The organism is Stakelama portus (genome assembly GCF_003171655.1).
Lineage (GTDB): Bacteria > Pseudomonadota > Alphaproteobacteria > Sphingomonadales > Sphingomonadaceae > Sphingomonas > Sphingomonas portus.
Genome location: NZ_QFZL01000004.1, coordinates 214103 through 228472 on the forward strand (window position 1 = coordinate 214103; position 14370 = coordinate 228472).

The window sequence follows — 14370 nt, forward strand, 5'->3', positions numbered from 1 at the left end:
CCGGGTCCCTCCGGGAAACTATCATATCGGGCCGCGCCGATGGCGAACTCACTCAGTCGGCGCGGCCCTTTTCCATGGTTTCAGCGCAGCCGGTTGCCCTCTGCGTCCCACACTTCGACACTGCCCAGGTCGAGCGCGCGGATGCCCGTTTCGATCTTCGAAAGGTCGCCGACGATCACCCAGGTCATGGCGTCGGGATGCAACGCCTTTGCCGCTTCGCCGATCGTCGCGGGCGTCAGGGCCGCATAGCGATCGGGCAATGTGGTGATCCATTCATAGGGATGGTCGAAGCGGTCGACATAGCGCAGATAGCCGACCATCGCATTGCTGGTTTCGAACTGGTCGGGCAGCGTCAGCACCTGCCCGCGGACATAGAGGTTGAGCTCTTCCGGGGTGGTCGGACGTTCGCCGGTGATGCCGTGCAGTTCCTTGCGGATCTCGCCCAGCGCTTCGACGGTCTTGTCGGTCTGGACGCTGGTGGCGATGGTGAAGACCTGGGGCCCGCGACCGCCGCCGATGCCGCTGCTGGCGCCATAGGTCCAGCCCTTGTCCTCGCGCAGGTTCATGTTGAGCCGCGCCGTGAAGCCGCCGCCCAGCACGCCGTTCATCGCGTCGAGATCGAAATTGGCCGGATCGAGTCCGTTGGGCATGATCTGGCCGACACGGACCACCGACTGGATCGCGCCGGGCTTGTCGACCAGGACGATGCGCGGCGCGGATTGCGCCGTCAGCGGCTCCAGCGTCTTGGTGCCCAGCGGCGTGGCCGGTGCCTGCCAGTCGCCGAAATTCCGTTCCAGCGTCGCGATCAGCATGTCGAAATCGACATCGCCAGCAGCATAGATCACGCCATTGTCCGGGCGGATCCATGCATCGTGAAACTGCTCGACATCCTCGCGGCTGTACGAAGCGATATTGTCCGTGCGGCCGGCCAGCGGCGCGCCATAGGCGTGATCGGGGCCATAAAGCAGATAATTATAGACGCTGCCCGCGATGCTGTCGGGATTGGCCTGTGCCTGGCGTACGCCGTTGAGCGCGTTCTGGCGATCGCGTTCCAGATCCTCTTCACGGAAGCCGGGGTGACGGATCATGTCCGCCCATAGCGCGACGGTGTCGTCGAGCGAGCGGAGCAGCGCCGAGGCCGCGAAATTGCTGGTGTCCGAATCGCCATACGCATTGAGCCGTGCGCCGAGCATTTCGCTGCGCTCGGCAAATTGGCTGCCGGTCAGGCTTTCGGTGCCGTCGCTCATCATGCCGAGCATGAAGCCCTGCAGCCCCGGCTTGGCCGATTGATCCGCCGCGCCGCCGGCATCGAACGATGCGACCAGCTCGACGGTCGGCGTACCGGTCTTGTGCGAAAAGACGACGCGGATCCCGTTGGAAAGCGTCGCTTCGCGCCGTTCGGGAAGGACGAGCGGCGGCGTCGCGCCCAGCGGCGGCAACTGGCTGCGGTCGGCGCCGTCGGCAACTGCCTGATACTGGCCGAACGGCGTCACCGTCAGCCGATAGTTGGGCCGCGCAAGCCAGCTGTTCGCCGCCTGTTGCACGGCGTCTGTCGTCAATGCGGCATATTCGGTATCATCCTCGGCATAGGCGCCGGGATCGCCGGAAAACACCGTCCCGCCCGCCAGCGTCATTACGCGAACGAACAGCATCTCGCGCGCGCGGACATTGTCGGCATAATAGATGTTCTTGTAGCGATCGAGTTCGGCGGGGGTGGGGCCCTTTGCGAGAAAGCGATCGAGCTCGCGCTGGATCACCGCTTCCACCGTTTCGGCGTCGACGCCCGGCTTGAGCCGCACTTCGATGCTGAAGATGCCGGCGATGGCCGCGCTCTGATAACTGACGTCGACATTGGTGGCATAGGGATTGTCGATCACCAGCGCCTGAGTCAGCCGCGAAAGCCGCCCGCGGCCGAGAATGGCCGACGCCATGCGCAGCGCCGGATTGTCATCGGTGTTGGCGCCGGGCACCGGCCAGCTCCACGAAATCGCAGTTTGCGGCACATTGTCCTGCACGGTTTCCGATTTCACGCGGTCGAGCGTCGGAACCCAGGCTTCGACGCGCGATACCGGCTCGCCCGGCGGGACGCTGCCGAAATATCGCGTCATCAGCTCGCGCGCCTGATCGACCGTCACGTCGCCGGCCAGCGCGACCACGGCATTGGTCGCGCCATAATAGCGGCGGAACCAGTCGCGGACATCGTCGAGCGAGGCAGCGTCCAGATCCTCCATCGAACCGATGGTCTGGTGATAATAGGGGTGATTGACCGGGAACAGGCCGTGCGCCTGCATCTCCGGCATCATCGCATAGGGGCGGTTTTCATACGTGCGCTTTTCGTTCTGGACGACGGCGCGCTGCTCATCGAGCTTTGCCTGGCTGACCGCGCCGAGCAGATAGCCCATCCGGTCGCTTTCCAGCCACAGGACGCGTTCGAGCGCGCCGGTGGGCACGATCTCGTAATAATAGGTCTGGTCGAGCGACGTGGCGCCGTTGACGCCGGAAACGCCGACTTCCTGAAGCGGCGGCATATATTCGTCGTCGCGATGTTCCGATCCGTTGAACATCAGATGTTCGAACAGATGCGCGAAGCCGGTCTTGCCCTCGGGCTCGTTCATCGATCCCACATGATACCAGACGGCGACCGCCACCTTGGGCACCGAATGATCTTCGTGCACGACGACGCGCAGCCCGTTGGGCAGCGTGAATTGCTGAAAGGGGATGGCGGCGTCCTGCGCGGCGGAGCGGGCGGCATCGGCGTCCTGAGCGGACTGGGCATATGCGGCCGGGCTCAGAACCGCCGCCGCACCGGCGAGCAATAGCGTCATCATTTTCATGGCTGTCCGATGTCCTTGCAAACGTACAAAAAAACCGGCGCAGCAGAGTGGCTGCTGCGCCGGCGATATCCGGAATGGGTCAGAAAGTGGCCGAAACGCCGAGCTTGAAGCTGCGTCCGCCCAGATAGCTGGCGCTCGTATAGAATTTCCGGTTGTCGCCCAGCGAATAGGCGACGTCTGGCGACCCGGTGCCTTTCAACAGGTTCGCGCCTTCGACGAAGATGCGGAACTGCCCGAAGCTGGGGCGCAGATAATATTCGGCGCGGAAATCGAGCGTCTGCGCATCCTCGGCATAGAAGCTGAGGCCGCGCGGATAGAAGGTGCTGAGCGCGCGCGACTGGAAGCCATAGGTCAGCGTCGCGTCGATATCATATTTGTTATAGGTGAGCGCGACCGTTCCCGAATGTTTGGGCGACGAGGAATAAGGCACGCCCGAAAATTCGAAGATATTGTTGTTGGGGTCGGTATAGGCCCAGCTATAGCGATCGACGCGCGAGCTGTGCGTATAGGTGTAATTGGCGAAGATGCCGAAGCCGCCAAGCACGCCCGGCAGGAAATCGAACCGGCGTTCGGCCTGAACCTCGACGCCCCAGAGCTCGGCCACATCGTCGCTGTTCGACGGCGTCGAACCGGTGATGAAGAAATTTTCCGGATGCGCCGGATCGAAATAGGGCGGGCCGTTGAAATAGGGGTGATCGGGCAGCGTCACCGCGTCGAGATTGGCCGCGCCGTTGCTGATGTTCGACTGGAGCAGATTTTCGGTCCGCTTGTAAAAGCCGCTCAGCTTGAAGATGCCGATTCCCGAATAATATTCGGCGCTCAGATCGAAATTATGCGTGGTTGCGGGCTTGAGATCGGGATTGCCGCTGTTGATCTGCAGGATCGGCTTGGTCCCCTGCGGTCCCGGAATCGGGAAGTTGATGAACGCGATCCGGGTTTCGTCCGAAAGCTGTGAAACCGACGGACGCGCGACCGACATGAAATAGCCGCCGCGAAAGATCAGGTCGTCGCTCTGGCGATAGTTGAACAATACGCGCGGAAGAAATTCGTTCGTCGTGCCGGATTCGGTGACCAGACGGGAAAATTCGTTCTGGAAAATGATATCGTTGCCGATGCCGCCGCCGTTTTCGGGCAGGATCGGACCGGTATAGACCGGGAAAACGAGATTGCGTGCTTCGAGCTTGACCCGATTGTAGCGAACGCCACCGATGATCTCGAGCTTGCCGAACTTCAGCTTCGACTGGACATAGGCCGCGAAATTGGTTTCGCGGGTCATTTCCTGATCCTGGCCGGGCACCGGCGCGATCGGATTGATCGTGAGCGGCGTGTTGGCGGCGATGCTGTCGATATGGTCGACGAAATATTTGTAGGAATCTTCGCTAACCACCGTGAAGCCAGGCACGTCGAGCCCGATGCGCGAAAGATCGGACGGAACGAACTCGAGGCCGACGGCGCTGGCAAGGACGTTGCCGCCGATCTGCGAGCGGCTATGGTCGGTGTGGAATTCGGCGCGTTCATAAAATGCGCCAACCTCGATATAGCGCAGGAATCCGGCATCGGGCTGCCAGCGTACGCTGCCTTTGGCCGTGTAGCGATCGTTGCTGCCGGTCCAGCTGTCCAGCTGACCGCTGTTGTTCTGGATGGTGAAGCTCGACGGATCGTTGATCAGCGCCCAGCCCTGCTGAGTCAGTAGCGGCAGGGGAATGCCATCGCCGGTGCGCGGACCCCATGCCGAAATGATATATCCGGTTTCAGGGTCGACTGCTTCGGGCAGGAAATAGCTCGCCTGTGCATCGATCGCAGTGCCGTTCGCCGCGGTTCCGAGCTGAAGCGTGTTGGAAAAGTCGCGCGGATCGGTGCGCTCGCCATGCGCATAGCCGGCAGTATAGTTGAATTCGAACGCACCGATATTGGTCTTGCCGTTGAAGGCATAGGTTTCGGTGATGTTCTTGACGTCGGGGCTGTAGGAATAGCTTTGCGATCGCGAGATAGCGCCGTTGTCCGGCGAGAGGTCGACGCTGAGTTCCGGTCCGTCATAGCCGCCGGGAAGGTCGCTATATTCCGATGCCACGCTGAAAGTGTCGGAGAGAGAGAAGATGGTCTGGCTCGATTCCGCGCGCTGCACGTCGAACTTCAGATTGGTGTGATCGGCGACCTGCCATTCGGCAGAGACCGTCGCCGTCAGATTTTCGCTTTCGATATGGGAAAAGCGCGTGCCGAGCGAGGTCACATAGGCCTGATCGGCGCCATCGACGAACGGGAAGTTCGCATAGGGATCGAGCTCTTCGGTGCTTTCATAGGTGGGCAGCCCGTTCGCATCGAGCGGCAGCGCACGCCCGGTGCGCAAATTGGTGCCATAGCCGACCGTGCGCAGATCCTGTTTGCGATACTGGACCGAAACGCTGACTCCGAAATTGCTGCCGAAGGTGCCGGCGAGCGTTCCCGACGCCAGGAAATCGTCATTGAAATCGCGACCGGTCGTGCCCCCTTCGACCAGGATATTGGCATAGCGGCGCGGGCGATTGAGCGGCGACATCGTCTCGATCTCGATCAGCCCGCCGGTCCCGGCGCTGTCATGGCTGGGCAGCAGTGTCTTGTTGACGGTGATGCTGCTGACCGAATCGGCGAGCAGGTTGGAAAGATCCGCCGAACGATCAAGGCCGTTGCCGACCGGCAGGTTGAGCCCGTTGAGCTTCACCTGGTTCATGTCGGGTTCGAACCCGCGGACGACGACATTGCTGCCGTCGCCCGTCGCCGAATCGCGCTGAAACGACACGCCAGGCACGCGGCGCAGCGCTTCGGAAAAGGTCGTGCCGGTGAAATTGCCCAGATCGTCGGCCGAGATGATGTCGGCGCTGTTGTCGGCGGTGCGTTGCTGGTTGAGGGCGTTGGCGCGCGCGCTGCGCGAACCATAGACGACAATCTCTGCGCCATCGGTATCGATCGCCGGATTGAGCGCCAGATCGACCTGCGAGCGGGAGCCGTCCGTCACCGTCACCGTTTCGGTGCGCAGTTCATAGCCGAGGAAGGAGATTTCGAGCGTGTAGGTGCCAGCGGCGACATCGGGAAAGCGAAAATTGCCGAATTCGTCGACGCTGGTGGTGGCGCCGGTCTCTGCGATGCGGACCAGCGCGCCGGTCATCACCGTCACGCCGTCAGGGCCGGTGACATGGCCGGAAAGCATGCCCGTTCCCTGCTGGCGAACCGACTGGCGCGCCACCGGCGCGGTGACCACGAACGAACCGCCGCTGGTGGTGCCCAGCGTCAGCCCCGATCCGGCGAGCAACGACTGATAGGCATTGCGCGCGCTGAAGCTGCCGTTCAGCGCAGGGGCGATCTTGCCGCGCACCATGGTGCCGGTGAACACGATGTTGGTGTCGGTTTTGGCGGCGACGGCGCGGAGCGACGTTTCGAGCGATTGGGCCGGAAGATTGAAGCTGTAGAGCGCCTGCGCCTGTGCCGCCGGCATCACGATCATGCTTGCCGTCGCGGCAAGCGCCGCCATCGTGGTTCTGGACATGGATTCCCCCTTATTGCGGAGCGCGACCCCGTTCGGCTCCAAAAGGGTAGACGATGCGGCAGTGCAAAACCGACATGGCCGCGACATAAAAATGCAACCGCGCGGTGATCAGCGCGATATACGAAGCGTATCGCCGTCCTTTTCGACATGAAGGCCATGCAACTGCGCGACCGCCTCGGCGAATTCCGGCGTATCGTTGGTGGCGAACACCCCCGATACGGGAAGCGCGGCGACGTGCGGGTCGGCGACTTCCAGTCGCGGGCCGCCATAGCGATTGAGCTCCGCCACTGCCGATGCAAGCGGCGTTTCGCGGAATATCGCCTGGCCGCGGCGCCATGCCGTCGCCGCCTCGATCGATTCGGGTTCGACGATCGCCGGGCCGTCGGTCGAAGCGGTCAGCCTTTCCCCCGGCGAAAGCTCTGCGGCAGGCACCGGCGTGCGCCCCCGCTGCGGCGCCGCAATATCGCTGACCGCGACCTTGCCCTTGATCAGCGTGACGACCACCGAATCGCCGTCGCGGCGCACGATGAAGACCGTGCCGATCGCGCGCACCTGGGTATCGCCCGCAGTGACGATGAAGGGACGGTCGGCATCGGGCGCCACTTCGAACATGGCCTCCCCGCGATCGAGCCGGACGCGGCGCATGCCGGTGGTGAAATCGACGTCCAGCCGGCTGTCGGTGTTGAGCACGATACGGCTGCCATCGTTCAGCGTCGCAGTGCGTTGTTCGCCCCGTTCGGTGGAATAGCCGGGAGAGGCGCCGAACGTCGCGAGCACGCCGCCTGCGAGCAGGAGGACCAGCAGCGCGACAAGCGCAAATGCCGCATGCCTTTGCCGGGGACGGGGTTCCGGTTCGGCATGCGATCGCGCCCGTGCGTCCTTTTCGGCCTGGCTGCAAAGCGCGGCACCGGGCAGCATCGCCCAGATTTCGGTCGCGCGTTCGAACGCATCGACATGCGCCGGATCGGCCTGAAGCCATTGCTGCAGCCCGGCTTCGGCGCTTTCGGTTTCGCCGCTCTGAAGCCGGGCGACCCATGCCGCCGCTTCCGCGTCCACCGCGTTGTCGAGGAATCCGCCGCTTACCACTGCGCCATCCATTCCATCAGCATCAGCGTGGCACGGGCAACCTGCTTTTCCACTGCGGCCACGCTCATATCCTCGCTGCGCGCGATTTCCGCATAGCTCATATTCTCGAGCCGCCGTTTGAGCAGGATGCGACGGCTGCGTTCCGAAAGACGATCGAGCCCGCCCGCCAGATGGCGCAGTCGCGCCTGTTGTTCGACGATCTGGGCGGGGCCGGGCGTCGCATCGGCGATGTTCTGAAAATCGTCGATGTCCGACAGGCGCATGCGCGCGGCGCGGCGCTGGCGATCGATCGACAGATTGACCGCCGCGGTGATCAGCAACGCTTCCTGCGAACGCGCGACATGCGTTCGCTGATATTGCTCCACCTTCAGAAACGCGTCCTGCACCAATTCTTCCGCATCCTGTTCGGAGATACCCCGCCGCAATACGGCACGTCTGGCCTTTTCGAGCATCTCGGCGAGCGTCGGCATCGTTTGAAGCAGACCTCAGCTACGAAGACGATCCGGCACGGCGAATCCGACATGGATTTGCGCGCATGGGGACGGGGGCGGGCACATCGGGCCCATAGTGGCAGCGAAAAGCCATGATGCAAGACGGCGATGCTGCGCGTGCAAAACGATCCGTCCCGTCGCGAAACGGCAAGGTCGCAAGGGCGCCGGTCAGAGGCATTGTTCGAATGCGCTGCACCCATAGTACATCGCGAAGGCGATCAGCGTGAAGAACAGCACGGGCACGATCACCAGTGCGGCGATGGCGCGAATGCGTCCGTGCCCGGGTATGATCGCAAGCCCCGCGCCGCCCATTGCGGTTGCGATCAGCAGGATGGGCAGGTCCCAGCCGCCATAGCCGTCTGCCTGTCGCGTGAAATGCATCAGGATCAGCAATGTGAGGAAGGGCAGCACGAGCAGCATCGTGACGCCCAGCGCCGTTCGGCCGCGGCGCGAAAGCTGCGCGGTCACGCTGCTGCCTTCACCTTTGCCACGCCGCCCAGCGAATTGGGCCCCGCGCTGACGATATCGACCGTCACCATATCGCCGATCTGCGCATGGGTTTCGAGATGCACCGATTGCAGCCAGGGCGACTTGCCGATCATCTGGCCGGCATGGCGGCCCTTGCGTTCGATCAGCACGTCGCAGGATCTGCCGACAATTGCCTCGTTGAATGCCTGCTGGTGGGTGTTGAGCGCCGCCTGCAGCCGCTGCAATCGCTCGCTCGCAACATCGTCGGGAATGAAATCATCGGTCATTTCCGCTGCGGGCGTGCCCGGGCGGGGCGAATATTTGAAGCTGAAACACTGGGCGTAGCGGACTTCGTGGACCAGGCTCAGCGTCTCTTCGAACTCAGCGTCGGTTTCGCCCGGGAAGCCAACGATGAAATCGCCCGACAGCGCGATATCGGGCCGCGCCGCGCGGACGCGATCGAGGATGCGGAGGTAGGAATCGCGGCTATGGCTGCGGTTCATTGCCTTGAGCACGCGGTCGCTGCCCGCCTGTACCGGCAGATGGAGGAACGGCATCAGCTTTTCGACATGCGCGTGCGCGTCGATCAGGCCCTGCGTCATGTCATTGGGGTGGCTGGTGGTATAGCGAATGCGCTCCAGTCCGGCGACCTTGTCCAGCGCCATGATCAGGTGCTCCAGCCCCTGTTCGCCGTCGCTCCAGGCGTTGACGTTCTGACCCAGCAGCGTGATCTCGCGCGCGCCGGCATCGACCAGCGCCTTGGCTTCGTCGACCAGCGCGTCGAACGACCGGCTGACTTCGGCGCCGCGCGTATAGGGGACGACGCAATAGGTGCAGAATTTATCGCACCCTTCCTGCACTGTCAGAAACGCGGTCGGACCCACCTTGCGCCGGGCGGGCAGCGCGCCGAATTTGGCGATGGCGGGCATATCGGTGTCGAGGCTCGCCTGCCCCTTCGCCGCATCGGCGACCAGTTGCGGAAGGTTGTGATAAGCCTGCGGCCCGACCACCACGTCCACCTTGGCGCGGCGGATAATCTCCTCGCCCTCGGCCTGTGCAACGCAGCCGGCGATGGCGATCATCGGCTTGTCGCGGCCCAGTTCCGCTGCGCCCTTACGCAGCCGTCCGATTTCCGAATAGACTTTCTCGGTCGCCTTTTCGCGGATGTGGCAGGTGTTGAGCACCACCAGATCGGCGGCATTGGGATCGTCGGACGCAGTCAGCCCCTGCGCCGCCATCAGTTCGGCCATGCGCTCGCCGTCATAGACATTCATCTGACAGCCATAGGATTTGACGTGGTATGTTTTGGGATCGGTCATTTGGCCGCGCGCTATAGCGATTGTCGCGGGGGAGGTCGATTCCTCGCATCAGGGTTGTCGAAGCACGATCTTGCCCCGCTGCTGGGAGCGCGAAAAACAACAGGGTTTCGACAGGCTCAGCCCGAACGGTGGAAAGCGGCTGTTCGTTTCGTCATCGCGTGCCTGGTCCGAAATCCGGCTTTTTCGGTACTTGTATCCGCCGAAATACAGCTGACCCCCCGGTTCAAGGCCGGGGTGACGGGCAAAAAAGGTCTTGAACGCGAAGCTGCCTCAGCGCGCGATGTCGCTGGGAAGTTCGGGCTCCTCCCGCTTCCCCGCCCACCAGTCATGGCCTATGAACTCTTCCGGCGGGCTGCCGGTGCGTTCCTCAAAGGCTTCGCTGATCCGGCGTTTCGCCTCCGCCGCAAGTGCCTTGCGCGTCGGGAAGTCGCGCGGGTGGAAGGGGTCGAGGAACACGCAGCGGACGCCGAAGCTGCCCTTGTTCGACAGCACCCGGATCGCATTGTCCTTGCCGCGTTCCTCGCCGATCCACGCCAGATTGCGCCCGCGCGCATCATAAACCAGCAGGATCGGCTGGACCATCACGCCCGGCGGCGGGGGTTCGAGCACCTTGAGCAAGGGCGACTTGAACGGGAGCAGCGACGCGCCGTCGGTGGTCGTGCCTTCGGGAAAGACCGTCACGGCCCAGTTATCGTGAAACGCCTCGCGCAGCTGGTTGATCTGGTCGGCAACGCGCAGCCGTTCATTGCGCGCGACATAGACGGTGCGGTTGAGGCTCGCCAGCCAGCCGACGATCGGAGCCTTTTGCAATTCGGCCTTGGCGACAAAGGCGCTGCCGCTGCCTCCGGCAATCGCCAATATGTCGATCCAGCTGATATGATTGGCGATATAGAATACGTCGCGTTTCAGCGGCACGCCGATCTTCTTCACGCGTGCGCCGCAGATCCGTGCCGCCATCCCCAGAAACAGGCGCGGCCAGGGTGATGGCAGGCGAACGATGCGGAACAGATAATGGAGCAGCACGGTCGGCACCACCGCGACCGCCAGCATGGCGACGCGCAGCCACAGCCGGCACCAGCCGATCAGGCTGACCGGCGGAGGCCTGCCTTCGGCTGCGGCATGTAGCTGCTCCTCGGGAGTAAGCCCCATGCGGCCTTAGCCCTTGCGGTCTAGGGAGACGCCGTAAAGTTCCATACGATGGTCAACGAGGCGGAAGCCGAGCCGTTCCGCAATCTGCTTTTGCAGCAGCTCAAGCTCGGGATCGACGAATTCGATCACCTTGCCGGTTTCGACATCGATCAGATGATCGTGATGCGCTTCGGGTGCGGGTTCGTATCGGGCGCGACCGTCGCCGAAATCGTGGCGGTCGAGAATGCCGGCCTCTTCGAACAGCCGCACGGTGCGATACACCGTGGCGATCGAAATGCCCGAATCGATCGCGGACGCGCGCTCGTACACCTTCTCGACGTCGGGATGATCCTCGGCATCGGAAAGCACGCGCGCGATCACCTTGCGCTGCTCGGTGATCCGCAACCCCTTTTCGTGGCAAAGTGCCTCAAGATCGATCCGTCGCCCCATGGCTTGGAAATGGCTTCCCGATGGCGAAAGGTCAATGGCGTAAAGGCACAAGCGGCACGGCGCATGCCTTCATGCGAAAGCCCGCCGACGCCATCGCGCCGACGGGCTCGCAAAAATCGCTTTCGCCGGGATCAGCGCTTGCGGCGCTTGGTGCCCAGGCCGATCTTCTTCGCCAGGGTGCGGCGCTGTTCGGCATAATTGGGCGCGACCATCGGATAATCGGCCGGGAGATTCCACTTGGCGCGATATTGTTCCGGGGTCATCTGGTAATGCGTCATCAGATGCCGCTTGAGCATCTTCAGCTTCTTACCGTCCTCAAGGCACACGATATAGTCGGGCTTGACCGAGGCACGGATCGAAACTGCCGGCTCCTGCTTCACTTCGGGCTCGGCTGCTTCGGCGGAGAGGCCCGAAAGCGCTCCGTGCACGTTCTGAATGAGCAGCGGCAGGTCCGACACGGCGACGCTGTTGTTCGATACATGCGCGGCGACAATATCGGCAGTCAGCGTGACGAGCGTCTCGTTCAGTTCAGTTTGCGATTCCATCATAATCCTTTCGACCCGGATTGTTCATTTTTATTATGTGCCACTTATGGGCCCTATCACTCCATTTTCGATCAAATGCAATAGCCGTTTGCGATGAAATGACGAAACGAGTGAGTAATAATCGCCGCCGCAAAGGTTCCAGCGTCAGGCGAGCGAGCGCCCAAAGGTCTGCGCGTCGAAGGACTCACCGGTGTTTCCACGGTAATAGTTTGTCCGTTCGCCGATTTTGATGAAACCCTGGCTGCTATATAGGCTCGCGGCAGGGTTATCGACACGCATTTCTAAATATAGGTTAATCGCGCCGCGTGATTGCGCCTCTGAAATAACCGAGCGAAGCAAGGTCCCGCCGACGCCTTTCCCGCGCAATTTGGGACGGGTGGCAAGCAGCAGCAGCTCGGCTTCGTCGGCGCTCGCGCGCGACAGGGCGAAACCGGCAACGATATCGTTGCGTTCGGCCAGCGTGAGCCACACGCCGGGCAGCGAAAACATGCCGGTACATTGCGCCGCGGTCCACGCTTCGCCGAAACGCGGATCGAAAGCTTCGGCCATGATCGCCGTCACGGTCGGAATATCGCCGATCCCGCCCGGGCGCAGCGTCGTGATGTTGAGCGCCGACCTCACCGCGCACCCTGCGGCTTTGCGTCGGGAGCGCGGCCATAGATCGGGCGCGCCGGCAATTGCCGGGCTTCAGCCGGCAGCAGCAGCGCATCGGCAGCATGGGGAAGCGCTTCGCGCGCGTCATAATGCGGATCGAGTGCCAGCAACCGGGGAACGCCGCTGCCGATGGCGGGCAGGCCGCGGCACGCCGCCAGCGCCTCTTGCGGATACAGCGAACGCAACGGAGTCGTCACGGTTAACGGGGCCGGGCTGAACAACTGCAGGAAGACCTGACCATGGCCGCCCTCAAGCACCACGGCAAGCTGGCCGAATGACGGATTTGCGCGAAACGCGGCGGCGGCAACCAGTCCCAGCGAACTATAGCCGCTGACCGGCACGTTCCAGCCGATGCCAAGACCGATCGCGGCAGCCAGCCCGACGCGCACGCCGGTAAAGCTGCCCGGTCCGCAATCGACCAGAATGCGATCGGCCCGACCACCGCCGGGCAATTCGCCGATCATCGGGACCAGTCGTTCGGCATGGCCACGACCGACCACTTCGTGATGCGAGGCAATCACGGCGCCATCGGCGATCAGCGCGACCGAACATGCGGCGGTCGCGGTTTCGATCACCAGCGTGCGCGCTGCCTCATTCGACGCGATTGAATCGCTCGAATTCGGGTCGGGGGAGTCGTTCGAAGATGGTGCTGGGGTCGCCATGGCCGAAGGTCGAAATGAAGTTGGTCTTCACATGGGGCTGGCCGGGGAAGAAGGCCTCGTCAACCTTTTCGGCATCGAAACCCGACATCGGCCCGGTGTCAAAGCCCAGTGCGCGCGCCGCGATGATGAAATAGGCGCCCTGAAGCGAGCTGTTGCGAAAGGCATGATCCTTGCGCAGATCCAGATTTCCGTCGAACCAGCTTTTCGCGTCGGTATGCGGGAACAGCCAGGGCAGATGCTCGTGAAAGTCCCAGTCCATCGCGATGATGACCGAAGCCGGGGCCTGGCGGATCTTTTCGCCATTGGTTCCCGAACTCAGCGCCGCCAGCTTGTCCTTGCCTTCCTGGCTCGTGATCCAGACGAACCGCGCGGATTGCTGGTTGGCCGATGTCGGCCCCATCTTGATGAGATCATAGATGCGGCGGATATCGTCTTCGGTGACGGGGGCGTCGGTATATCCGTTATAGGTGCGTGCGGTGCGGAACAGCGTGTCGAGTGCTGCATCGTCGAGCGGCTTGCCCAATATCTTCTCCCTTCGGTGTTGCGGCCCGGCAAAGGGGCGGAATGTCTCAGCGTTCGCGCGCGGTCAGACCGCGCGAACCTCGGTCACTTCCGGAACATAGTGGCGCAGCAACTGCTCGATGCCGTTCTTCAACGTCGCGGTGGACGAGGGGCAGCCGGCACAGGCGCCTTGCATCTGCAGATAGACTTTGCCCTGGTCGAAACCGCGATAGACGATGTCGCCGCCGTCATTGGCAACGGCGGGCCGCACGCGCGTGTCGATCAGTTCGCGGATCTGGGCGACGATGTCCGCGTCGGCGGGATCGTCCTCGAACCCGGAAGCCTCTGGCGGCACGCTGAAGCCTGCCGCAGTGCCGGGCCGGAACAACGGCATGCCGGCGGAGAAATGATCGAGCAGGATCGCAAGCACATCGGGCTTCAGATCGCGCCATTCGGCACCCGGTCCGGCGGTCACCGAAATGAAGTCGCGACCGAAGAACACGCCGGTAACGTCGCCAAGGCCGAACAGCGTTTCGGCCAGCGGCGATGCCTCCGCTTCCTCGGGCGTCGCGAAATCGCGCGTGCCGTTTTCCATGACGGTACGGCCCGGCAGGAATTTGAGCGTGGCCGGATTGGGCGTCGGTTCGGTTTCGATCAACATCCCGCCCATGTGGCGCGCGCAGGTGAGCGGATCAAGGGCGACCGGGCCGCC

The 14370-nt window shown here is 62.9% G+C and carries 13 protein-coding genes; all 13 read right to left on the reverse strand.

What is annotated here, in order from left to right:
- Nucleotides 1-80 precede the first annotated feature (80 nt).
- Entirely contained in the window at nucleotides 81-2834 is a 2754-nt protein-coding gene (locus tag DKB74_RS12480; protein WP_109808493.1) for a M16 family metallopeptidase, read from the reverse strand.
- Between the two features lie 79 nt (nucleotides 2835-2913).
- The gene (locus DKB74_RS12485; protein ID WP_161956864.1) at nucleotides 2914-6354 is read right to left on the reverse strand and encodes a TonB-dependent receptor; all 3441 of its coding nucleotides are present in this window, start codon (nucleotides 6352-6354) and stop codon (nucleotides 2914-2916) included.
- A 108-nt stretch (nucleotides 6355-6462) separates the two neighbouring features.
- Nucleotides 6463-7440 carry a FecR family protein gene (locus DKB74_RS12490; protein ID WP_161956865.1) on the reverse strand — a complete coding sequence of 326 codons (978 nt, stop codon included), beginning with the start codon at nucleotides 7438-7440 and terminating at the stop codon, nucleotides 6463-6465.
- Nucleotides 7434-7910: an RNA polymerase sigma factor gene (locus DKB74_RS12495; protein WP_109808496.1), complete on the reverse strand. Its 477-nt coding sequence runs from the start codon at nucleotides 7908-7910 to the stop codon at nucleotides 7434-7436. The genes DKB74_RS12490 and DKB74_RS12495 overlap by 7 nt, the downstream gene beginning before the upstream one ends.
- Nucleotides 7911-8099: 189 nt before the next feature.
- Nucleotides 8100-8399 (reverse strand): hypothetical protein, encoded by a 300-nt coding sequence (locus tag DKB74_RS12500; RefSeq protein WP_109808497.1) that lies wholly within the window; start codon nucleotides 8397-8399, stop codon nucleotides 8100-8102.
- A complete protein-coding gene (gene miaB / locus DKB74_RS12505) occupies nucleotides 8396-9718 on the reverse strand; it encodes a tRNA (N6-isopentenyl adenosine(37)-C2)-methylthiotransferase MiaB (protein WP_109808498.1) in 1323 nt (440 codons plus the stop codon). The genes DKB74_RS12500 and miaB overlap by 4 nt, the downstream gene beginning before the upstream one ends.
- Nucleotides 9719-9988: 270 nt before the next feature.
- The gene (locus DKB74_RS12510) at nucleotides 9989-10867 is read right to left on the reverse strand and encodes a lysophospholipid acyltransferase family protein (RefSeq protein ID WP_109808499.1); all 879 of its coding nucleotides are present in this window, start codon (nucleotides 10865-10867) and stop codon (nucleotides 9989-9991) included.
- Between the two features lie 6 nt (nucleotides 10868-10873).
- Nucleotides 10874-11296, reverse strand: coding sequence for a Fur family transcriptional regulator (locus tag DKB74_RS12515; RefSeq protein ID WP_109808500.1), 423 nt, complete (start codon nucleotides 11294-11296; stop codon nucleotides 10874-10876).
- A 131-nt stretch (nucleotides 11297-11427) separates the two neighbouring features.
- A complete protein-coding gene (locus DKB74_RS12520) occupies nucleotides 11428-11841 on the reverse strand; it encodes a Ros/MucR family transcriptional regulator (RefSeq protein WP_109808805.1) in 414 nt (137 codons plus the stop codon).
- A 144-nt stretch (nucleotides 11842-11985) separates the two neighbouring features.
- Complete coding sequence (locus DKB74_RS12525) at nucleotides 11986-12402, reverse strand: GNAT family N-acetyltransferase (protein WP_239987500.1); 417 nt, start codon at nucleotides 12400-12402, stop codon at nucleotides 11986-11988.
- A 56-nt stretch (nucleotides 12403-12458) separates the two neighbouring features.
- The gene (gene tsaB / locus DKB74_RS12530) at nucleotides 12459-13073 is read right to left on the reverse strand and encodes a tRNA (adenosine(37)-N6)-threonylcarbamoyltransferase complex dimerization subunit type 1 TsaB (protein WP_239987530.1); all 615 of its coding nucleotides are present in this window, start codon (nucleotides 13071-13073) and stop codon (nucleotides 12459-12461) included.
- 13 nt (nucleotides 13074-13086) lie between these two features.
- The gene (locus tag DKB74_RS12535) at nucleotides 13087-13680 is read right to left on the reverse strand and encodes a malonic semialdehyde reductase (RefSeq protein WP_109808502.1); all 594 of its coding nucleotides are present in this window, start codon (nucleotides 13678-13680) and stop codon (nucleotides 13087-13089) included.
- A gap of 63 nt (nucleotides 13681-13743) precedes the next feature.
- Nucleotides 13744-14319, reverse strand: coding sequence for a NifU family protein (locus DKB74_RS12540; RefSeq protein WP_109808807.1), 576 nt, complete (start codon nucleotides 14317-14319; stop codon nucleotides 13744-13746).
- Nucleotides 14320-14370: the final 51 nt, after the last annotated feature.

What these genes read in the sequence shown, in the direction of transcription:
- DKB74_RS12480 (WP_109808493.1), bottom strand. Translation starts at nt 2,834, where the DNA reads ATGAAAATGATGACGCTATTGCTCGCCGGTGCGGCGGCGGTTCTGAGC.
- DKB74_RS12485 (WP_161956864.1), bottom strand. Translation starts at nt 6,354, where the DNA reads ATGTCCAGAACCACGATGGCGGCGCTTGCCGCGACGGCAAGCATGATC.
- DKB74_RS12495 (WP_109808496.1), bottom strand. Translation starts at nt 7,910, where the DNA reads ATGCCGACGCTCGCCGAGATGCTCGAAAAGGCCAGACGTGCCGTATTG.
- miaB (WP_109808498.1), bottom strand. Translation starts at nt 9,718, where the DNA reads ATGACCGATCCCAAAACATACCACGTCAAATCCTATGGCTGTCAGATG.
- DKB74_RS12510 (WP_109808499.1), bottom strand. Translation starts at nt 10,867, where the DNA reads ATGGGGCTTACTCCCGAGGAGCAGCTACATGCCGCAGCCGAAGGCAGG.
- DKB74_RS12515 (WP_109808500.1), bottom strand. Translation starts at nt 11,296, where the DNA reads ATGGGGCGACGGATCGATCTTGAGGCACTTTGCCACGAAAAGGGGTTG.
- DKB74_RS12520 (WP_109808805.1), bottom strand. Translation starts at nt 11,841, where the DNA reads ATGGAATCGCAAACTGAACTGAACGAGACGCTCGTCACGCTGACTGCC.
- DKB74_RS12540 (WP_109808807.1), bottom strand. Translation starts at nt 14,319, where the DNA reads ATGTTGATCGAAACCGAACCGACGCCCAATCCGGCCACGCTCAAATTC.